Annotated in this window: 19 protein-coding genes; 10 read left to right on the top strand and 9 right to left on the bottom strand. The window is 67.7% G+C overall.

The window, feature by feature from the left end; all coding sequences use genetic code 11:
• Positions 1-63: 63 nt before the first annotated feature.
• Together AAHB16_RS16290 and AAHB16_RS16295 are read right to left on the bottom strand one after the other, a co-directional pair.
• Positions 64-819 carry a substrate-binding periplasmic protein gene (locus AAHB16_RS16290; protein WP_150375373.1) on the bottom strand — a complete coding sequence of 252 codons (756 nt, stop codon included), beginning with the start codon at positions 817-819 and terminating at the stop codon, positions 64-66.
• Between the two features lie 142 nt (positions 820-961).
• Positions 962-1615, bottom strand: a complete 654-nt coding sequence (locus AAHB16_RS16295; RefSeq protein WP_342051462.1) for a LysE/ArgO family amino acid transporter — start codon at positions 1613-1615, stop codon at positions 962-964.
• 74 nt (positions 1616-1689) lie between these two features.
• Here AAHB16_RS16295 and AAHB16_RS16300 point away from each other — a divergent pair, with 74 nt between their 5' ends.
• Positions 1690-2586 carry a LysR family transcriptional regulator ArgP gene (locus AAHB16_RS16300; protein WP_150375371.1) on the top strand — a complete coding sequence of 299 codons (897 nt, stop codon included), beginning with the start codon at positions 1690-1692 and terminating at the stop codon, positions 2584-2586.
• Positions 2587-2681: 95 nt separating this feature from the next.
• A complete protein-coding gene (locus AAHB16_RS16305; RefSeq protein ID WP_150375370.1) occupies positions 2682-3275 on the top strand; it encodes a M23 family metallopeptidase in 594 nt (197 codons plus the stop codon).
• A gap of 55 nt (positions 3276-3330) precedes the next feature.
• On the opposite strand, the gene AAHB16_RS16310 is transcribed toward AAHB16_RS16305, so the two are convergent.
• From AAHB16_RS16310 to AAHB16_RS16325, 4 genes are all read right to left on the bottom strand, one after another.
• Positions 3331-4305: a Bug family tripartite tricarboxylate transporter substrate binding protein gene (locus tag AAHB16_RS16310; RefSeq protein WP_150375369.1), complete on the bottom strand. Its 975-nt coding sequence runs from the start codon at positions 4303-4305 to the stop codon at positions 3331-3333.
• A gap of 51 nt (positions 4306-4356) precedes the next feature.
• Positions 4357-5115 carry an SDR family oxidoreductase gene (locus tag AAHB16_RS16315; protein ID WP_342051463.1) on the bottom strand — a complete coding sequence of 253 codons (759 nt, stop codon included), beginning with the start codon at positions 5113-5115 and terminating at the stop codon, positions 4357-4359.
• Between the two features lie 67 nt (positions 5116-5182).
• Positions 5183-5875, bottom strand: coding sequence for a fumarylacetoacetate hydrolase family protein (locus AAHB16_RS16320; protein WP_342051464.1), 693 nt, complete (start codon positions 5873-5875; stop codon positions 5183-5185).
• A gap of 13 nt (positions 5876-5888) precedes the next feature.
• A complete protein-coding gene (locus AAHB16_RS16325; protein ID WP_342051465.1) occupies positions 5889-6842 on the bottom strand; it encodes a 2-hydroxyacid dehydrogenase in 954 nt (317 codons plus the stop codon).
• Positions 6843-6981: 139 nt separating this feature from the next.
• On the opposite strand from AAHB16_RS16325, the gene AAHB16_RS16330 reads away from it, so the two are divergent.
• A complete protein-coding gene (locus tag AAHB16_RS16330) occupies positions 6982-8106 on the top strand; it encodes a citrate synthase family protein (protein ID WP_342051477.1) in 1125 nt (374 codons plus the stop codon).
• 24 nt (positions 8107-8130) lie between these two features.
• On the opposite strand, the gene AAHB16_RS16335 is transcribed toward AAHB16_RS16330, so the two are convergent.
• Positions 8131-8274 (bottom strand): hypothetical protein, encoded by a 144-nt coding sequence (locus AAHB16_RS16335; protein WP_191002404.1) that lies wholly within the window; start codon positions 8272-8274, stop codon positions 8131-8133.
• 112 nt (positions 8275-8386) lie between these two features.
• Between AAHB16_RS16335 and AAHB16_RS16340 the strand changes: the two genes are divergently transcribed.
• The 5 genes from AAHB16_RS16340 to AAHB16_RS16360 all read left to right on the top strand — a co-directional run bounded on the left by AAHB16_RS16340 (position 8387) and on the right by AAHB16_RS16360 (position 13935).
• On the top strand, positions 8387-9295 hold the full coding sequence (locus AAHB16_RS16340) for a LysR substrate-binding domain-containing protein (protein WP_150375364.1): 909 nt from the start codon (positions 8387-8389) through the stop codon (positions 9293-9295).
• Positions 9296-9442: 147 nt separating this feature from the next.
• Complete coding sequence (locus tag AAHB16_RS16345) at positions 9443-10057, top strand: isochorismatase family protein (RefSeq protein ID WP_342051466.1); 615 nt, start codon at positions 9443-9445, stop codon at positions 10055-10057.
• A gap of 27 nt (positions 10058-10084) precedes the next feature.
• Positions 10085-11596 carry a GMC family oxidoreductase gene (locus tag AAHB16_RS16350; RefSeq protein ID WP_342051467.1) on the top strand — a complete coding sequence of 504 codons (1512 nt, stop codon included), beginning with the start codon at positions 10085-10087 and terminating at the stop codon, positions 11594-11596.
• Positions 11593-12579: an alpha/beta hydrolase gene (locus AAHB16_RS16355; RefSeq protein ID WP_342051468.1), complete on the top strand. Its 987-nt coding sequence runs from the start codon at positions 11593-11595 to the stop codon at positions 12577-12579. Before AAHB16_RS16350 ends, AAHB16_RS16355 begins: the two co-directional genes overlap by 4 nt.
• A gap of 186 nt (positions 12580-12765) precedes the next feature.
• Positions 12766-13935, top strand: a complete 1170-nt coding sequence (locus AAHB16_RS16360) for a GGDEF domain-containing protein (protein ID WP_342051469.1) — start codon at positions 12766-12768, stop codon at positions 13933-13935.
• Between the two features lie 29 nt (positions 13936-13964).
• Here AAHB16_RS16360 and AAHB16_RS16365 read toward each other — a convergent pair whose 3' ends face one another.
• Both AAHB16_RS16365 and AAHB16_RS16370 read right to left on the bottom strand, forming a co-directional pair.
• On the bottom strand, positions 13965-14915 hold the full coding sequence (locus AAHB16_RS16365; RefSeq protein ID WP_342051470.1) for an ornithine cyclodeaminase family protein: 951 nt from the start codon (positions 14913-14915) through the stop codon (positions 13965-13967).
• Positions 14916-14998: 83 nt separating this feature from the next.
• A complete protein-coding gene (locus AAHB16_RS16370; protein ID WP_342051471.1) occupies positions 14999-17122 on the bottom strand; it encodes a TonB-dependent receptor in 2124 nt (707 codons plus the stop codon).
• A gap of 177 nt (positions 17123-17299) precedes the next feature.
• On the opposite strand from AAHB16_RS16370, the gene AAHB16_RS16375 reads away from it, so the two are divergent.
• Together AAHB16_RS16375 and AAHB16_RS16380 are read left to right on the top strand one after the other, a co-directional pair.
• The gene (locus AAHB16_RS16375; protein WP_446718102.1) at positions 17300-18997 is read left to right on the top strand and encodes a rhodanese-like domain-containing protein; all 1698 of its coding nucleotides are present in this window, start codon (positions 17300-17302) and stop codon (positions 18995-18997) included.
• Positions 18998-19125: 128 nt separating this feature from the next.
• The gene (locus AAHB16_RS16380) at positions 19126-20133 is read left to right on the top strand and encodes a tripartite tricarboxylate transporter substrate binding protein (RefSeq protein WP_342051472.1); all 1008 of its coding nucleotides are present in this window, start codon (positions 19126-19128) and stop codon (positions 20131-20133) included.
• Positions 20134-20316 lie beyond the last annotated feature (183 nt).

Here is a 20316-nt window from a genome sequence, read left to right on the forward strand (position 1 = left end):
GGATCGAACGAACCGGAGGCATCAGAGGCATGGAAGCGCGATCTCGGGAGTCAGGTCAGCATTCTATTCATCCACAGCCTTGTCGAACAACTGCCGGAAGCGCGCCAGCTCCGGATGGGACTCCTCGTATTTCTTGCTAAAGCCGATATGAACGGTTTCGTTCTTGATCGTCAGCACGCGGCGGGACTTGTATCGCATGCGTTCCGGGATGCCCTGTGCCTCGAGCGTGATCAGCGCTTCGTTGATGACCACGCTAGGGTTGACCACGCAGTCGATCTCCTGGACCAGCATCTTCTTGACGAGGTCGTGGAATTCATGACCCTCGACGAGTTCGATCTTTCCGCTGGCCACCATCTGGAAGAACGGTTTGCCCGGGGCAAGGTAGCCGCGCTGGTTGCCGAACCGCAGTCCGGCGAAGTCGTCCGGATAGGTCCGGAACGTCCGGCCTTCGATGGAGTCGCGGTTGCAGTGGACGGCGACTTCTTCGGTGTAGAAGGCCTTGGAGTGGTTGAGAAAGGGTCGGTCGGCGGGGCGGTAGTAGACGCCGAGGATGCCGGCCGAGTTGCCATTGCGCGCTTCCTCGACCGTGCGGGCCCACGACGCGAAGCGGATCTGCACCTTGTACTCGGGCATGCGCCGGAGCACGCGCTTGAGGTTCTCGATATAGGCGCCCTTGGGCACACCGTTTTCCTCGAACGACAGCGGCCGCTGTCCGGCTTCGGAATACAGCACGATGGTGGTCTGGGCGGCGGCCGGCGCGGCCATGGCCAGGCACACGCTGGCGGCGAGCAGGAGCGGGCGGAAGCGAAGAATATCCATGACGGTGCGGCGCAGAAGGCGTTGACGTGCTCTGCTGCGCACACCCGCTACCCGGGTCCCTCGCAGTCAGCCCCTACGGGGGATTAACGGTAGGGCGCCCGAAGGAATTGAGTGCACCGAGGGTTTTACCTGAAGCCGGACGCTAGACACCCGTCATCGCTTTCTGCACCAGCAATCCCGACAGGACGAACATCGTCACCCCGATGGCCGCATCGAGGACCCGCCAGGCCAGCGGGCGGGCAAACCAGGGCGCGAGCCAGCGTGCACCGAAGCCGAGCATGCCGAACCAGCAGAGGCTGGCCGCGCTCGCGCCGGCCACAAACCAGATGCGCAGCGCGGACGCCTGCTGTGCGCCGATGCTGCCCACCAGCACGACGGTGTCGAGATACACATGAGGGTTCAGCAGTGTGAACGCCGCTGCCTGCGCGAGCGCCGCGCGCCGGCTGAAGCCGCCGCCGTTCGCCGCCGCGTCCATCCGCGCCGCGTGCCGCGCGCGCTGCAATGCACGAACGCCGTACACCGCCAGAAACACCGCGCCGGCAATGGCCAGCCAACGGGCGAGTGCCGGCCGTTCGCCCAGCGCCTGCGCCATGCCGAGCACCCCGGCGCCGATCAGCAACGCATCGGCCGCCGCGCAGAACGCCACGACGAGGCCCACGTGCTCGCGCCGCAGGCCCTGCCGCAGCACGAATGCGTTCTGTGCGCCGATTGCCACGATCAGCCCGAAGCTCAGCGCCACGCCTTGAGCGAAGACGCCGAGCGAGGCAGAGGGGAAAGAGAGTGCAAGGGAGTCCATGCACGCAGCTTGCCTGCCTTCCGGAATGAAGACAAACTATCTTGCCTTCACCGACATTAGCTGGACTTAACGACATGCTGGATTACTCCGCCTTATCCGCGCTGGCTGCGGTGATCCGCGAAGGCAGCTTCGAGCGTGCCGCGCGCGCGCTGAACGTGACACCCTCGGCGATCTCCCAGCGCATTCGCCTGCTGGAGGAGCGTGTCGGCTGCGCACTGGTCGTGCGCGACCAGCCGTGCCGCGCGACCGAAACGGGCCGCCGCCTGTGCCAGCACGTCGACCGCGTGCGGTTGCTCGAGCAGGAACTGCAGGGCACGCTGCCCGCGCTCGCACCCGAAGGGGTGGCGCGCGTCACCCTGCCGATTGCCGTGAACGCGGACAGCCTGGCGAGCTGGGTAGCCCCGGCCATCGCCCGGTTTGCCGCCGCGCATCCGGTGCTGATGGAGGTGGCCGTGGACGATCAGGACTACACGTCGGCGTGGCTGCGCAGCGGGGCGGTGATGGCCGCCGTGACGGGCACCGCGAAGCCGGTCACCGGCTGCAATAGCCAGCCGCTCGGCGCGATGCGCTACGTCGCGGCCGCGAGTCCGGATTTCGTCGCGCGGTATTTTGCGGACGGCGTCGGTGCCGGCACGCTGGCCCTCGCGCCCAGCCTCGTCTTCAACGTCAAGGACGAGCTGCAGTCGCGCTGGGTCCGGCGGTTGTGCCATCGCGATGTCGAACTGCCGCGGCACACATTGCCTTCGACGCATGCGTTCGTGGTTGCCGCGGCCGAGGGCATGGGATGGGGATTGCATCCGCGCACGCTGATTGCCGGACAGCTGGCGGCCGGCACGCTCGTGGAGTTGCTGCCGGATGCGCCGCTGGACGTGCCGCTTTACTGGCAACACGCGCGTGCCGCGTCCGCGCTGCTCGATGGATTGAGCAGGGAGGTCATGGCCGCCGCGCGGACCATGCTGCACGCGCCTTAGCCGTGCAACGCGCCCTGCGGGGCCCGCCGTGTAGGACGCTGCCGCGTTGGCGGGCGTCGGGGGAATTTCCGGCCCGGGCGGGACTCAGACCCTGCATGACCGAGTTGCCATCGCCCCGGAACGACAGGCGCCCCTCGCCCGCGCCGCCACCATCGCCATCGCGCGGCGTCGCGCGCTGGGTGGTGCCCGCGACGATCGTCGCCATCGCATGGGCCGCATGGCCATGGGTCGGGCCGGCAATCGACCGTGCCATCTACGCGGCGCGGCTCGCCAGCCTGCCCGCGCCGACGGCGCTGCCCGTGCCGGTGCAAGGCGTCACGCGACAGGCGTTGCGCGACACCTGGGGTGGGGCGAGATCGGGCGGCCGGCGGCACGAAGGGATCGATATCTTCGCCACGCGCGGGCGGCCGGTGCTGTCGGCGACGGAGGGCATCGTCACGCGCACCGGGACCAACACGCTCGGCGGCAACGTTGTCTGGGTCATGGGCCCCGGACGCCAGATGCACTACTACGCGCACCTCGAACGGCACGCGGATGTCGGTCCCGGCGATCGTGTGCAGGCGGGGACCACGCTGGGCTATGTCGGGGACACCGGCAACGCGCGGGGCACGCCCACGCATCTGCACTACGGCATCTATGCCGCCGGGGGCGCGATCAACCCCTATCCATTGCTGAAGACCGCCCCCTGAGTCGCCCCCTGAGTCGCCCCCTGAGTCGCCCCCTGAGTCGCCCCCTGAGTCGCCATTATTCGGGCTGGATATTGGCCTCCCGCACCACCTTGCCCCACTTCGCGAGATCGGATTTGATGACGGCCGCGTACTGCTGCGGCGTGCCACCCTGTACCTCGATGCCCGCCGCCTCCAGCTTCGCGCGGACTTCCGGCAGCTTCAGCGCGGCATTGATCTCGGCATTGAGCTTGTTGACGATGTCCTTCGGCGTGCCGGCCGGCGCCAGGAAGCCGCCGTTGGTATTGGCGTCATACCCCTTCAGCCCCTGCTCCTCGGCCGTCGGCACATTGGGCAATACCTTCGCGCGTGTCTTCGTCGAGACCGCCACCGCGCGCACGTTGCCCGATTTCACCTGCTCCGCGATCGCGCTGATCGTGTCGATATAGAGCACGGTACGGCCCGCGATCAGGTCCGGATGCGCGGCCGACGAGCCCTTGTACGGCACCAGCAGCACGGGCGCGCCGCTGCTCATGCGGAACATCTCGGCCGCCATTTCCTGCGCGCTGCCACGGCCCGACGTCGCGACCTTGGCCTCGGCCGGATTCGCCTTCATCCAGCTGACGAGCTCGGGCAGCGTCTTCACCGGCAGCTTCGGATAGACCGCGAACACGAGCGGAATCTCGTGCGTGTAGACGATCGGCTCGAAGCTCTTTTCAGGATCCCAGCCCAGGTTCCTGAACAGGAACTTGTTGATGTTATGGCTGCCGGCGACGATGCCGATCGTGTAGCCATCGGGCCTGGCATTCGCGAGCACCGCGGTGCCGAGGTTGTTCGACGCGCCCGGACGGTTCTCGACGATAAACGGCTGGCCGAGCTTGACCGACAGTTTCTCGCCGACCACGCGCGCGATCAGGTCGATGCCGCCGCCGGCGGGCGCGGGCACGATGATGGTGACGGGACGTGTGGGGTAGTTCTGCGCCATCGCCACGCCCGACGCCACGGCGAGGGCCGCGCCGGCGGCGAGGGTCTTGAGCAGCTTGTGGAATTGCATCGTTGTCTCCTTTTGTAGTCTGTTCTGATCGAGCGAGCTTGGCCGTCTACATCAGCCGCGGCCGGAGAACGGCATATGGCTCGCCATCACCGTCATCGTCAGCACGTTGGCATCGAGCGGCAGCGATGCCATATGGCGCACCGCGTTGGCGACGTGCTTCGCGTCCATCATCGGCTCCGGCGCCGTGGTGCCGTTGGCTTGCAGCACGCCGCGCGTCATGCGTTCCGACAGCTCGGTCAGCGCGTTGCCGATATCGATCTGGCTCGCGACGATGTTGTACGCGCGGCCATCGAGGGCCAGTGCCTTGGTAATGCCCGTCACCGCATGCTTGCTCGCGGTGTACGGTGCCGTGAACGGGCGCGGCGTATGCGCGGAGATCGAGCCGTTGTTGATGATGCGCCCACCTTGTGGCGACTGGCGGCGCATGAGCCCGAACGCGGCCCGCGCGCACAGGAACACGCCCGTGACATTGGTGTTGACGACGTTGAACCACTTGTCCAGCGGCAGTTCGTCCATCGGCACCGCGGGCGCATTGACGCCGGCGTTGTTGAACACCATGTCCACACGGCCGAACTCGCGCTCGATATCGTCGAACAGCGCCTGCACGCTGTCGGGATCGGTCACGTCGGTCGGGATGGCCACCGCATGCTGGCCACGCGTGGCGGCTTCGGCCGCGAGCGCCTGCAGCGGTTCGGGTCGGCGGCCCGCGAGCACGACGGTCCAGCCGTCATCGAGCAGTGCCAGCGCGGTCAGCCTGCCGACGCCGCTGCCGGCACCGGTCACGAGGGCGATTTTTCGGGATGCGTGCAAGGACTGTCTCCTGTTGGAAGCCGCGGCGGTCTGTCGCCGCTTGCGTTGTTGGGGGATTAGCGTCGCGTCATGGCGCGGGGCCGGCGACCGTCATCGACAACTCGCCGATGCCACCGATACTCGCGTCGATCCTGTCGCCGTCCTGCAGCGCGCCCACGCCGGCCGGCGTGCCCGTAAAGATCAGATCGCCGGGCATCAGCGCGACCGAGCGCGACAGCATGGCGACGAGCCCCGGCACGGGAAACAGCAATCCGGACAGATCGTCCTGCTGGCGCGCGACGCCGTTGACCGCCAGGCAGATGGACCCCGCGCGAGGATGGCCGCATGTAGCCACGGGCACGACCGGCCCGCACGGCGCCGAATGATCGAACGCCTTCGACGGCTCCCACGGATCGCCCGCGCGCCTGGCCTGCTGCTGCAGGTCGCGCCGCGTCATGTCGAGCCCCACCGCGTAGCCCCAGATATGCGAGGCCGCATGCGCCGGGTCGATATCGCGTCCGCCGTCGCCGATGGCCACCACGAGTTCGACCTCGTGGCAGAACTCGGCGGTGGCCGGCGGATACGGCAACGCGCCATGTGCGGGCACCACCGCCGTGGCCGGCTTCATGAACCATGCCGGCATGCGCGCGGGTTTGGGCTCGTCGGGGCTCCAGCGATAGTTGCGGCCGATGCAGAACACCCGTGCCACCGGAAAGCGCGCGTCGCAGCCGTCTACCGCGAGCGAGACCGGCGGGGCGGGCGGAAAGACGTAGTTCGTCATGGGAGCAATGGAATCAGGTCGTCAGGCTCATCGCCGGACGCTGCCCGGCCAGGCCCTGTGCCACGCTGTCCAGCACCATGCGCGCCATCGCGGTACGCGTTTCCCACGTTGCGCTCGCGCGATGCGCCTGCAGCGTGGTGCGGTCGGACGCGCGCAGCGCCAGCGGCACGCGCGGCTCATCGACGAACACATCGAGCCCCGCGCCCGCGATACGGCCCGCGGCAATGGCCTCGGCAAGGTCGGCCTCGTTGACCAGCCGGCCGCGCGCCACGTTGACGAGAAAGCCGCGCGGGCCCAGCGCGTCGAGCACCGCGGCATCGACGATGCCCTCGGCCTTGTCGGCGGCCGCGCAGAGGATCAGCGCATCGCTGGCACGCGCGAGGTCGCGCAGATCGGCGACGAACTCGTGCGGCACGTCGTCCATGCGGCCAAGGTCGGTATAGCGGATGGGGCAGCCGAATGCGGCCGCGCGCGTGGCTACCGCACGGCCCACCCGGCCCATGCCGACGATGCCGACGTTCATGCCGCTGAAGCGGCGTGCCAGCGGAATCGCGCTCGGCGACGGATGCAGTTCCCACTGGCCGTCGCGCACGAAGCGATCGCCCGCGGCGATATTGCGGCAGGCCGCGATCAGCAGGCCGATGGCCAGATCGGCCACGTCTTCGGTCAGCGCGCCGAGCGTCGCGGTAACGGGCAGGCCGCGCTCGCGGCAGTAGGCGAGGTCCACCGCATCGGTGCCGACGCCATTGACGGCGACCACCTTGAGCGATGGCAACTGTTCGAGCATGGCACGCGAGATGCCGGTGTGGCCGCCCGTGATGACGGCCTCGATCGATGCGCCGTGCGCCGTGAGCCACGCTGCCTGATCCGCGATCTCGAAGAGCTTGTTGACCTCGTAGAGGCTGGCGAGCTCGTCGTTGATCGCCGGAATCAGGATGGGATTGAGTTGCAGGATCTGCGGCTTCATGTCCTCGGGCCGTGTCGCGTTGAAGGTTGACTGCCATGGTATGTAATACTTGATTGGCAAGGCAATATTGATCTATAAAATCAACATATAAAACCAAGCGACAGCGACAGGAGTACGACCGGTGGGTACCTGGATCACGATGGACGAGGCGTGCGAGCGTCTGGGCGTGCGGCCGCAGACGGTCTACGCGTATGTGAGCCGCGGCAAGCTCGAGGTCACCTCCGACCCGGCCGATACGCGGCGCAGCCTCTACCGCGCCGAGGACGTGGCGACGCTCGCGCGGCGCAAGCAGGCGGGGCGCAAGCACGAGACCCTTGCCACCAATACGCTGTTCGGCGCGGAGCCGAGCATTCCGACATCGATCTCGACGTTCGTGCGCGAACGGCTCTACTACCGCGGTCGGGATGCCGTGACGATGGCCGCGTCCGCCACGCTCGAGGAAGCGGCGCAATGGCTGTGGAACGCGCAGTCTCCCGTCGATCTGTCCTCGACGGTGCGGGTCGCCAGGCCGGGCCGCGTGGCGGCCTTCACGTCGCTGGCCACGCTGGCCGCGACGGGGCACTCGACGCATGGCCGCACGACGCGCGTGCTCCATGGCGAGGGGCAAAGCCTCGTCGGGCAACTGGCCAATGCATTCGGTGCGCAGCCGGGCCAGCAGCCGCTGCATCTGCGCTTCGCGCAGGGATGGAAGCAGCCGGCGAAGGTGGCCGAGCTATTGCGGACGGCGATGGTGCTGCTCGTCGATCACGAACTGACGAGCTCTGCGTTCGCCGCGCGGATTGCCGCGTCGAACGGCGCATCGCTGCCGGCCTGCCTGCTGTCGGGGCTGACCACGTTGTCCGGGCCACTGCATGGCGATGCCTCGGGCCGCGTGCGGGCGTTGTTCGGTGACGTGGAGCGGCGCGGCGAGGATCAGGTGATTGCCCACCATCTGTCGACGGGGCAGCCGTTCGCGGGCTTCGGCCACCATCTCTATCCCGATGGCGATCCGCGCGCGGCGGCGCTGCTGGCCCTGTTCGAGCCGCCCGAGGTCATCGCGCGCTTTATCGACAAGGCGACGCAGCTCACGGGTTTGCAGCCGAATATCGACGTCGCGCTGGCCGCGCTCGTGATGCACCATGGCTTGCCCGACGACGCGGCCTTCGGCCTGTTCGCCACCGCGCGCAGCATCGGCTTGCTGGCGCACAGCATCGAGCAGCTCGGCATCGCGCAGGTCATCCGTCCGCGCGGGCGCTATGTGGGGACGCTGCCCGAGAAGGCCTAGGTGGGTGGCGATCGATCCGGATGGCTATCGATCGCGAGTCAGGCTGACGCCCTCGTCGACCACGCCATAGACGCTGATGCCCGACTGGCCGTCGCTGGGGCGCGAGGCGCAACCCGTGAAGGCGCCGAGCGCGGCGGCAATCGCAAGAATGGCGGTGAGGATTCGCATGGTGTGCCAACGTAAGGACAAACAGGTAGGACGCCCGCGCACGCGGTAAGTTCGGGCCATGATCATGGCGTAGCATTGCGCAAGTCACATTGCCAGGAACGCCCCCGCCACAATGATCGATCTCAACGACGTCTTCTACTTTGCGAAGGTGGTCGAGCACCAGGGTATTACGGCCGCCGCCCGCGTGCTCGACGTACCCAAGTCCAGCATCAGCCGCCGCATTCTCGCGCTCGAGGCCGCGCTTGGCGCGCGCCTGATCCAGCGGACATCGCGCCGGTTCGTGATTACCGAGATCGGCACCGAGTTTCATCGCCACGCGCTGGCGATGCTGGTCGAGGCGGAAGCCGCGGAGAACGTCGTGCGCACGCGCACGGCCGAGCCGAGCGGCACGATCCGCTTCACCTGTTCGGTCGCCGTGGCGCAGCTCGTGCTCGCGACGCTGATCCCGCGCTTTATGGCCGCGCACCCGCGCGTGCGCATCGTCGAGCATGCGACAAACCGGCATGTCGACCTCGTGCACGAGGGCTTCGACATGGGGCTGCGCGCGCATATGGCGCCGCTGCCCGATTCGTCGCTGGTCCAGCGCCCGCTCGCGCAGATTCCGTGGACGCTGTTTGCGAGCCCCGCTTATCTCAAACGCAGGGGCACCCCCGGCTCGCCGGACGAACTGGCCGATCACGACGCGATCGCACTCGGGGCGCCGCAGGATAGCTATGCGTGGAATTTGCGCGACGTCCGCCACGCGGACCAGATCCATACGGTGACGTACACACCGAGCCTCGTCAGCGACGACATGGCCACGCTCAAGGCCGCCGCGTGCGAAGGCGTGGGCATCGTGGCGCTGCCCGGCTATGTGGGACGCGCGGAAATGGCGTCGGGCAGGCTCGTGCGCGTGCTGCCGCAGTGGATCGCGGGGGTCGCCACGCTGACGCTGCTGATGCCCTCGCGGCGTGGGCTGCTGCCCTCCGTGCGGGCGTTCGGCGAATACCTGGCCAACGAAGTGCCGTTGCTGGTGCAGTAACCACCACTTTTTATTTTGAGGTCCATCGTCTCATTAATGGGACGATGGTTCCTGTTTTGACCCGCTGTTTTCCCATCGTCCCATTTGTAAAGTGGTTCTCAAGCCGCGACCGAACCCGGATGCGGTGCCAACCCAACGGAGAGAACCATGAACGCCCACAACAACCGCCTGACCCGTGACAACGCCGTGCTGCTGCTGGTGGACCACCAGATCGGCCTCTACACCGGTGTCCGCGATATCGACACGCTCGAGTTGAAGCACAACGTGGTCGGCCTTGCCAGGGCCGCGGTCGCCCTTGGTGTGCCCGTCATCGTGACCACGACCACGGAGAACCTCTGGGGTCCGATGATCCCGGAACTGAGCGAGGCGCTGCCCGGCGTGCCCGTGATCGAGCGCACGACCGTGAATGCCTGGGACGAACCGCGCGTCGTCGCCGCGGTCGAGGCGACCGGCCGCAAGAAGCTGATCGTCACGGGCATTTCCACCGATGTGTGCCTGGCCTTCCCCGCGATGTCGGCGCTCGATGCCGGCTACGACAGCTTTGCCGTGATCGATGCCTCCGGCGGCTTCTCGAAGACGCAGGTGCAGATGGGCGTGGCGCGCATGCAGCAGGCGGGCGTGGTGCCGGTCTGCTATTCGAACGTGGCGGTCGAGATCCTGGCCGATAACGCCGCGCCGGAAGCGCAGGCCGTCTATGCCGCGCTCGGGATGCCGTTCGCCGGCCTCGTGTTCGGCCTCAAGCAGTATTACTCGCGCGGCTGAGCGCCGGCCTCGATCGGGAGAGAGATCATGGAATACGACATCGTCATCGTGGGCGGCGGCAGCGCGGGCGCGGTGCTCGCGCGCCGGCTCAGCGAATCCTCGCAGCGGCGCGTGCTGTTGCTCGAAGCGGGGCCCGCGTATCGGCCGTCCGGCTATCCCGACGCGCTCGCGCTGGCCGATCGGGTCGGCGGCGACGCGGCGCACGACTGGGGGTACAAGTCGGAGGCGGGCGGCATCGGGCACGCGATCCATGCGCGCCGAGGCCGTGTGCTCGGCGGCAGTTCCGCGGTGAACGCCGCAGTGGCGATGCGCGCGCGGCCGGCCGACTTCGATCGCTGGGCGCAGCGAGGCATCACGGGCTGGTCCGCCGCCGAAGTCCTGCAGAGTTTTCGCAAGCTCGAGTCCGCGCCCTACGGCGACGAGGCATGGCATGGACGCGAAGGTCCGCTGCAGGTCCGGCAGATGACGTCGAAGGCGTTGACGCCGTCGCTGCGCGGGTTTGTCGATGCGACCGCCGCGCTCGGTTTCGAACGTATCGCCGATTTCAACGCCGAGACGCAGCATGGCGTCGGTCCCTATCCGCTCAATGTGGTCGATGGCGTGCGGCAGAACACGGGTATCGCGTACCTCACGGCCGAAGTGCGCCGCCGCGCGAACCTCGAGATTCAGCCGGACGCCGAAGTCGATCGCGTGATGGTGGAGGGCGGACGCGCGTATGGCGTGCGGCTCGTCGATGGCACGCTGATCGCGGCCGGCGCGGTGATCCTGTCGGCCGGCGCCTATGGCAGCCCCGCGATACTGATGCGTTCGGGCATCGGTCCCGCCGACGAGTTGCGCGCGCTTGGCATCGCACCGATCGCCGACTTGCCGGTGGGCCGTCGCCTGATGGATCATCCGTTCTACTACAACGTCTACGCATTGCGGCGCGAGTTCAATGCGATGACACCGGCGGCCGGCGCGATCCTGTGGACGCGTTCGCACGAGGCGGCGCCAGGCGAGCTGGACCTGCATGTCTCGGCCACGCATATCTGGGACCCCGCGGCGAGCCCGACCGGTGGTGCGATCGTGCTGGCGACGGCGCTGACGCTGCCCGAATCCGTCGGCACGGTGCGGCTCGCGAGTGCGGATCCGCGCGTTGCGCCGCGCATCGATTTCAACTTCCTCTCCACCGCGCGAGATCGCCGTCGCCTGCTCGAAGGCGTACGATTGTCTCGGCAGATCGGCGCGACCGCACCGTTCGCGGATCTCGTCGCGCACGAGATGGAACCGGGCCGCCACGTGCAGACCGATGCGGAACTCGAAGCAGCCGTCGTTGCGGCGCTCGACACCTATCAGCATGCGACATCCACCGTGCCGATGGGCGCGGACGGCGATGCCTCGGCGGTAGTCGACACGCTCGGCGCCGTGCGTGGCATCGGAGGACTTCACGTGATCGATGCCTCGATCCTGCCCGAGATTCCTTCGGTCGCGACCAAGCTCACGACGATCATGGCGGCCGAGCATATTGCCGCGCGCGTGACCGACTGGAGCCGTTCATGACATCCACGACGACATATGTGATGCCGCTGCGCGCGGAGGATGCGGCCGCGAAACCCGCGCTGCTGGAATCGTTCGCGCGCTACTGGGCCGAGCATGCCAGCGACGATTTGCGTACCACCTACGACTGCTTTGTCGCGGCCACGCCGCCCGCGACGGGCGTGACCGCTGTGGTGGTCGATGAGGGGGTCGATGAGGTGGTCGATGAGGGGGTCGATGAGGGGGTCGATGAGGGGGACGTGCGCGGATGGTGGCTGCTGCCGGCCGGCTTCGCGGGCTCCCCCGACCGTGCCATGCTTTATCTCCACGGTGGCGGCTACGTGCTCGGCTCCGCCACCGCGTACCGGCACTTTGCGAGCCAGATCGTGGCGCGCACCGGCCGCGCGATGTTCGTGCTCGACTACCCGCTCGCGCCCGAGCAGTCGCTGCCCGTCGCGCACGACGTCGCCTTTGCCGCCGTGCGGTGGCTCGCCCGCAAGGGCGTCAGGCAACTGGCCGTCGTCGGCGACTCGGCCGGTGGCGGATTGTCGCTATCGCTCATGGCGTCGCTGGTGCACGCCGCGGCAACGGAAGCATCCGATCTGCCAGCGCTGCGCGCGGGCGCGATGTTCTCGCCCTGGGCGGACCTGTCGCTCTCCGGCGCGAGCATGACCGATCCGGAGATTCACGACGTGCTGCTCACCCGCGACTATCTCGCGGACAGCGCCGGCAAGTATCTGGGCAGCGCGCCCCCCGCGCACCCGATGGCCTCGCCGCTGTTCGGCATTCCGCCGGGCATGCCGCCGCTCTACATTCAGGTGGGCACCGAAGAATTGCTGCGCGACGATGCCATCCGCTATGCGCGGCGCGCGAGCGAGCAGGGCAACGCCGTGACGCTCGAGATCTGGGAGGGCATGCATCACGTGTTTCAGTTCAACGTGAGGGAGCTTGCCAGCGCGCGCGATGCGCTCGATCGCGTGGCGGCGTTTCTGCGTGACCGGTTGTAGGCCAGCGGTTCGGCCGATGCGGGGACAGAAGTCAGGACAGCAGTGAGGACGGAAGTGAGGGGTCGCCTTGCGGAAAACCCTGAAAAGTGAACGATTCGGCGCGTCGCAGGACCAGCATTCCAACGTAGAATTCGGCTGGCCGCAGCGGGGGACTCCGCAGACCGGCGCAATGTCTTTACATTCGCGATGTACGTCGATCTCCTCACTCTTTATCTCCTGGCAATCGGGACGCTGCTGGCCAGTGCCGCCATGATTTTCTGGGAGCACCGGACCAACCCCAGGCGCAGCCGCTCGCTGCGGATCCTGTCGGCCGGCTTCGCGACCCTTGCGACCGGCTGCGTGATGGTGCTCGTCCGCAAGAAACTGCCCGGCATCAGCGGCGCCATGATCAGCAACCTGATCATGCTGTGCGGCTATCTGCTGATTCTCGGTGGCGTTGCCTCCTTGCGCGGCGCGAGCGTGCGCGGGCGCGCGGCGGTCATCCTCGTTGTCATGGCGCTGATATGGCTGATCGGCGGCGTGCGCTATCAGGATGTGGTCTGGGCCTATGTGAGCGCGTTCCCCATTGCGCTGATCAGCGGCATGACGGCGTGGGAGATGCTGCGCTGCGACGAGATGAAGACGCTGCACTCGCGGCGTATCGTGGCGGCGGTCACCGGTATCCATTCGCTGTTCTATGTCGCGCGCACGGTCATCCTGCCGTGGGTGGTGAGCGCCTACGGCCCCGCGGCGCAGTCGATGGCCAGCAAGATCACGATGTACGAGGGCGTGCTGTTCTCGGTGGTATTGCCGATGACGCTACTGAAGCTCATACGTGAAGAGATGCATGGGCAATTGCTGCTGGAATCGCAGACCGACTACCTCACGCGCCTGGGCAATCGCCGCTGGTTCTTCGAGCAGGGCGAGCGGGTGCTCGATGCCGAACGGGGCCGTGGCCCCGTGGCCGTGCTCGCGTTCGACCTCGACCAGTTCAAGGCCATCAACGATGTGCACGGCCACCAGACCGGCGATACCGTGCTGAAGTCGTTCGCGGAAATCGCGCGCGGCGTGCTGGGGGCGGACGTGCTGCTCGCGCGCATCGGCGGCGAGGAATTCGCGGCACTGCTGACCGGCGACGACGCGCGCCGCGCGCCGGCACTGGGACAGGCCATCGCGCGGGCTTTCGCCGACGCGATTCCGAATCGCATCGACAGCGTCGGCGTGCCGGCCACGGTCAGCATCGGCCTTGCGCAGTTCGACGACGATGCGCCCGGCCTCACGGCCGCATTGGCCGCGGCGGACCGGGCGCTCTATCGCGCCAAGTCGCTGGGCGGCAACCGGCTGGAGGTCGCGGGCGTGGAGCAGGCCACGGCATAGGCGCACGTCAGGGGCGTGTCACGGGCGCGTCAGTCGCGCGCCGCGGCGAGCTGCTGGTAGGCGAGGCGCGCGCTGGCCAGGTCTTCCAGCGCCGTGCCGACCGCCTTGAAGACCGTACGTTCGCCGGCCGACTGTCGGCCCGCGCAGGTGCCGCGCGCAAGCCCGGTCAGATCGCCCCGTATCGCGTCCGCTGTCAGGCAGCCCGCGGCGACCGCGTTGATCAGATCTCCGGACTTGGCCGGCGCTTCGTCGGTATCGACCCAGACCGATGCATTGGCAAAGCACGCGGGCTCGGCTTCGGTCATGCGCGGCGTAAAGCTGCCGATCAGATCCAGATGACTGCCCGCCGCGAGCCATTCCGCGCGAATCAGCGGTGTCGTGGCCAGCGTCGCGCAACTGACGATATCGGCGGCGCGCACCGCGGTCTCGAGATCTTCCGCCGGGCTGGCCGGCAGGCCCTGATCGCGCAGCGCCTGGGCGCAGCGGGCCGCGCCGCCGGCATCGATATCCCAGATGGCAATGCGGTCGAGCTGACGGATACTGGCCATGGCCGGTGCCACCAGGCTGCCGACGCGGCCCGCGCCGACCACCAGCAGCGAACGCGCGTCGGGGCGCGCCAGATAGTCGGCCGCCAGCGCGGCCGCCGCGGCGGTGCGGCGGGACGTGATCTCGTTGCCGTCGAACATGGCCAGCGGCGCGCCCGTCCGCGCGTCGTACAGCATGTAGGTCGAGTGCAGGCCCGGCAGGCCATGCGCGGCATTGCCCTCGTAGATATTGACGATCTTGACGCCATAGAAGCCGACATCGTCCCAGGCGGGCATCAGCAGCGAGATACCGGCACCGGGCTGGCCGGCTTCGCCGATGTTATGCGTATGCCGCAGCGGAACCGTGGCGCCGGCGGCAAACGCGTCGCGCAACGCGCGGATCAGTAGCGGGAACGGCAACAGCGCTCTCAGCAGCGCGGCTTCGGGTTGCAGCACGGCGACTCCTTTTCTCTTGGGCGATGGAATTGGGGCAATGCTAGCCGGAGCACCGGGGCGCATACAAGCAGGCCCACCCGAAGTCAGAAGCGATAGTTCACCGTGAACTCCACGCGGCGGCCCGTGCCCTGCAGCCATTGCGTGGGGTTGTAGTAGGCGGTGGTCACGTACTGGCGGTCGAAGATGTTGTAGCCGCGCAGTGACAGCGTGATATCGCGGCGCGGGCGCCATTGCAGCAACGCGTCGGTCGTCGTGTACGCGGGCATCTCGAGCGTGTTCGCGCGGTCGGCAAAGCGGCGGCCGACGTAGCGGATGCCGGAGCCGACGGTCCATCCCGGCAGGAAGCGCCATGTCAGCCAGACGTTGGCGAGCCGTTCGGGGACATCCGTCGGGACATTGCCCGCGCGCGACACGGCGGCGCCGCCGACCGATTCGGTGAAGTCGTCATAGCGAGCCTGCAACACGGCGGCGTTCGCGTCGAGGCGCCAGCCGGGCAGGAACTCGAGGCCGACCGTCGCTTCCAGTCCCTTTGTGGATTGCTCTCCGACCTGTACGCTGAGCGAGGGATCGATGACGTCGCGCGTGACGAGGTTCTTCTTGACGATGCGATACGCGGCCAGCGTCCATTCGCCCTTGTTGTCGAGGAAGTTCTGCTTGACGCCGGCTTCCACCTGATGACCCGTGGAAAGGCTGAAGTTGCTGTTGGCCGGCGACAGCATCAACAGCGCGCTGACCGGATCCGCGGCCTCCGAATACTGCGCGTAGACGGCAAGGTTCTCGGTGAGGTTGTAGACCGTGCCCGCGCGCCAGCCCACGTGCGAGAAGCTCTTGTCGTAGGCCTGCCGGTTCGTGACGAGGTCGTGGCGGCTGATATCGGCATGGTCGTAGCGCAGCCCCGCGAGCACCGACCAGCGCGGCGTGATCTCTAGCCGGTCTTCCGCGAAGAACGCGTACTGCGTGGCGTCGTTGTCGTAGCGCGGGCTCGTGCCGGCCACGTTGATGAAGGTGCCGCGATCGAACACGTAAGGGTCCACCGTCGAGCTGCCCGAGTACGGCGAGTTGTTCGTGTGACGGAACGCGGCGCGATTGACGTCGTACCCAAAGGAGACACTGTTCCTCATGCCGAACGGCGCGTGCCGGAGCACGATGCTGGAGGTATTGCCGACCTGCCACTGGTCATGCAGGATCTCGACGTAGTCCGAGCGGCCGATCAGCCCGCTCGCGGGCAGATAGTCGTAGTACTCCGCATTGCGCCAGTGGCGCTTGCTGTCGATGTAGTAGAGCCGCGACTGCACGGTGACGTTCGCATTGGGCGTCCATTTGGCCGCGAGTTCGGTCCATGCGTCGTCGTACTTGATCTGGCTGTCGGCCACGTTGTAGTTCTTGCGGCGCAGGCCCGGATCCTGCGCGCCGTTCACGAGCGGCACCCCGAAATATCGTTCGGGCTCCTGCCATCCCTTCGCATAGCTGAGCTTCACGCTCAGGTCCGACGTCGGATCCCATCGCAGCGCGCCCGACAGCGACAGATCGCGCGAGCTGCCGAAGTCCACCCATCCGTCGGAGCGGTTACCGCTGACGTCGAGCCGATACGACCACGTCTCGCCGATCGCGCCGCCGCTGCCGAAGGCGAGGCGCTGCGTGTCGTTGCTGCCGACCGTGGCCTGCACCTCGTTCTCGACGGGGCCGCGCGTGGGCTGCTTCGGCACGATATTGACGACACCGCCGATCGCGCCTTCGCCGTAGATGACCGATGCCGGCCCGCGCAGTACCTCGATCCGCTCGACGGACCACGTATCGAACGGGAACGTCACGCCGATGCCGCCGTACTGGCGCACGCCGTCGTAGAGCCGCATGACCGACGCCGCATCGGTAAAGCCGCGCGACGACAGCGAGGCGCCGCCATTGCCCGGATGCCCGAGGCTCGAGATTCCCGCCGCGCGGCTCACCGCATCGACGATCGATGCATCGCCACGCTCCTCGATCTGCTCGCGCGTGATCACCTCCACACTGGCCGGCGTTTCCATCGGCGTCAGCCCGAGACTGGAGCCCACCGCGGGGCGCTCCTGCAGCACGGTCTGCGCGGCGTCCGCGCGCACGGTCACCGGCGCGAGCGCGCGGTCTTCCGCTGGTCGGGATTCCTGTGCCAGGGCAGGCAGGCACCACATCGCGACGGCGGATGCGATGGCGGGCTTTCGGAGGTGAGTCATCGGCAGGCGAGGCACAGGCGGGCGCGGCGAGGCAGGGGAAAGGAGCCCGCATTGTATGAATGCACGGACATGTGGAAAATGCGACACGAAGCCGCAGCGCGGAGGCCGGGCCTTATATGGTTCGCGCATAACCGCATGACAATTCGCAGCTTTGCGGCCATCCGTGACGTGCCTAGAATGGTCCGCCTCTTCGACGAGCCTTCCACTTCCTCCGATATGCCGAATGCTTCCATCCGCGCGATCGACGCGGCAACGCTCAAATCGTGGGTCCACGACGATCAGGAGATCGCGCTGTTCGATGTGCGCGAGCACGGGCAGTATGGCGAAGGCCATCCGCTGTTCGCGGTGCCGCTGCCGTTCAGCCGGCTCGAGGCCGATGTCGGCCGTCTTGCCCCGCGTACGGACGTGCGCGTCGTGCTCGTCGATGACGGCGACGGTGTGGCCGGCGCCGCGGCGCGCGCGCTGGCGGCGCTCGGCTATACGGACGTGTTCGTCCTCGCCGGCGGCACGCCCGCGTGGCAGGCCGCCGGATTTGCCCTCTTCAAGGGCGTCAACGTGCCGTCGAAAGTCTTTGGCGAACTCGTCGAGCATCATTTCCAGACGCCGCGCATCACCGCTGACCAATTGGCGGCCGGGTTGGCGGCCGGACTGGCGGCCGGATCGGCCGCGACGCAGGGCAGCGCTCGCGCGCCAGTCGTGCTCGACGGCCGCCCGGTCAGCGAATTCAGCAAGATGAACATTCCCGGTGCCATTTGTTGTCCGAATGGCGAGCTTGCCTACCGGATCCGTGACATCGTGCCCGATACGGAAACGCCGGTGGTCATCAACTGCGCGGGGCGCACGCGCAGCATCATCGGTGCGCAGTCGCTGATCGACGCGGGCGTGGAGAATCCCGTCTACGCGCTCGAGAACGGCACGCAGGGCTGGTATCTGAACGACCATGTGCTCGAGCATGGCGGCACCGCGCGTTATCCGGAAACGCTGTCGCCCCAATCGGTGCGGCGCGCGCGCTCGGGCGCGCAGGCGCTTTCGTCGCGCTTCGCGGTGCCGCATATCGGCGCTGGCGAGGCGGCGGCGTGGCTGGCCGATGCCAGCCGGACCACTTTTCTCTGCGATATCCGTACCGGGCAGGAGTATGCGGCCGGCACGATTGCTGGCGCGCAGCATGCGCCCGGCGGCCAGCTCGTCCAGGCGACCGACCAGTACGTCGGCGTGCGACGCGCGCGGCTGATCGTCTTCGATGCCGATGGGGTCCGTGCGCCGATCATCGCTCACTGGCTGCGGCAGATGGGCCACGACGCCGTCGTGCTGCAGGGCGGCCTCGAGGCCGGGCGCGCGGCGCATCTGTCCGCGCGATCGGGGCCGCTTGCGACGCCGCACGATGCGCGTTCCATCTCGGCGTCCGAACTGCAGGGCAGCCTGGCCGCGGGGGCCGCGCACGTGATCGATCTGCGAGAAAGCATGGCCTTCCGCGCGGGTCATATCCCGGGCAGCGCGTGGTCGATTCGTCCACGTCTGTCGGACGATCTCGCCGGCGTGGCGAAGCAGGTGTCCATCGTCGTCATCGACGACCGCAAGAGCGCGGCCGCCGCCAGGCTGGCGATCGGTGACCTCGATACGCTCGGCTATCGGGACGTGCGCGTGCTGGCGGGCGGCGTGGGCGCATGGGCGGAAGCCGGGCAGCCCCTGCACGCAGGCGCGCAGTCGCTGCCCGATGCGCACTGCATCGACTATCTGTTCTTCGTGCATGACCGTCACGACGGCAACAAGGATGCGGCACGTGCCTATCTGGCATGGGAGACTGGCCTGATCGCGCAACTGGACGCGCAGGAGCTCGCGACGTTCCGGCTGCCCGCGCACGCCGCGGCATCGTAGGAGACGCGCGACGTTTTTCGCGCGACAGTTTCGCGCATATGGATGCGCGAAACGATTCGTTCTGATCCGGCAGGTCGCTCACTAAGCTAGTTGGTTCCACATCCCGTGCCAACTGCTTCGAACCGACCATGCCGCGCCGCGCCCTGCTGACCGCTCTTCGTACGATTGCCGCCCTCGCGGTACTGGCCGCCACGTTGCCGTGCGCCGCGCAGACCGCCGGCGCGAGCGATGCCGCTTTCGGTGCCAATGCCAGGCCTGTGCGCATCGTGGTGCCGGTTTCCGCTGGCGGCAGTGCCGACAAGCTTGCGCGCATTCTCGCGGTGAAGCTCGCGGAGCGCTGGCACCAGACCGTGATTGTCGAGAACGTTGCCGGCGGCAGCGGCACGATCGGTGCGGCACAGGTCGCGCGCGCGGCCCCCGATGGCCGCACACTTCTTCTCGGTGGAGAGGGCGTGACGCTGAACGCTTCGCTGTTCAAGCGCCTGCCGTACGATACGAACCACGCGTTTCGCGGCGTGATCAAGGCGGTGGTGAGTCCGCAGATCCTCGTCGTGAGGCCCGATCTCGGTGTGCGCACGTTTCAGGACTACGTCGCGTACACGCGTCGCAAGCCCGGCGAACTCGCACTTGGACTACCCGGCAATGGCGGGATTGCGCACGTTGCGCACGAGATGCTCGCGCGGCAGCTCGACGTGCGCGTCAACTACATTCCCTATCCCGGCGGCGGTCCCGCGACGCTCGACCTGCTTGGCGGACATATCGATGCCACGCTGATCACACTCGCGGCCGTCACCGACTACGTGCGCACGGGCAAGCTCACGGCGCTGGCCGTGACGACGCCCTATCGCTCGAAAGCATTGCCACAGGTGCCGACCATGGCGGAGGCCGGCGTGAAGGACTTTGCCGTCGAGAGCTGGCAGGGGCTGCTCGCCCCCGCGGCCACGCCCGCCGATGTGGTGGAACGCATCTATCGCGACGCCGCGGCCGTGCTGGCCGAGCCCGCCACCCATGCACAGCTCGAAGAGGCCGGCTTCAACGTCGTCGCATCGAACCCGCGCGAGCTCGATGCGACGCTGACGCGCGATTTGCCGCGCTATGCCGCCGTCATCGCGTCGGCCGGTCTTACGCTCAACTGAACACCCTTATCGCTTGTCATTCCACCGCCATCTCATGTCCGCCACTATCGTGCCTGTCACCGCTATTTCCACTCGTACTCGCCACCGTGCCCCCATGCGTACGCGCGCCGCCCACGCGGCGCGCGGCCTGGTGGCGGCCGGGGTGTCGACGGCCCGGGGCGCTGGAACCCGGGGCAAAATTAG

The sequence above is a fragment of the Cupriavidus sp. OTU4054 genome (genome assembly GCF_038440175.1).
Classification (GTDB): domain Bacteria; phylum Pseudomonadota; class Gammaproteobacteria; order Burkholderiales; family Burkholderiaceae; genus Cupriavidus; species Cupriavidus pauculus_D.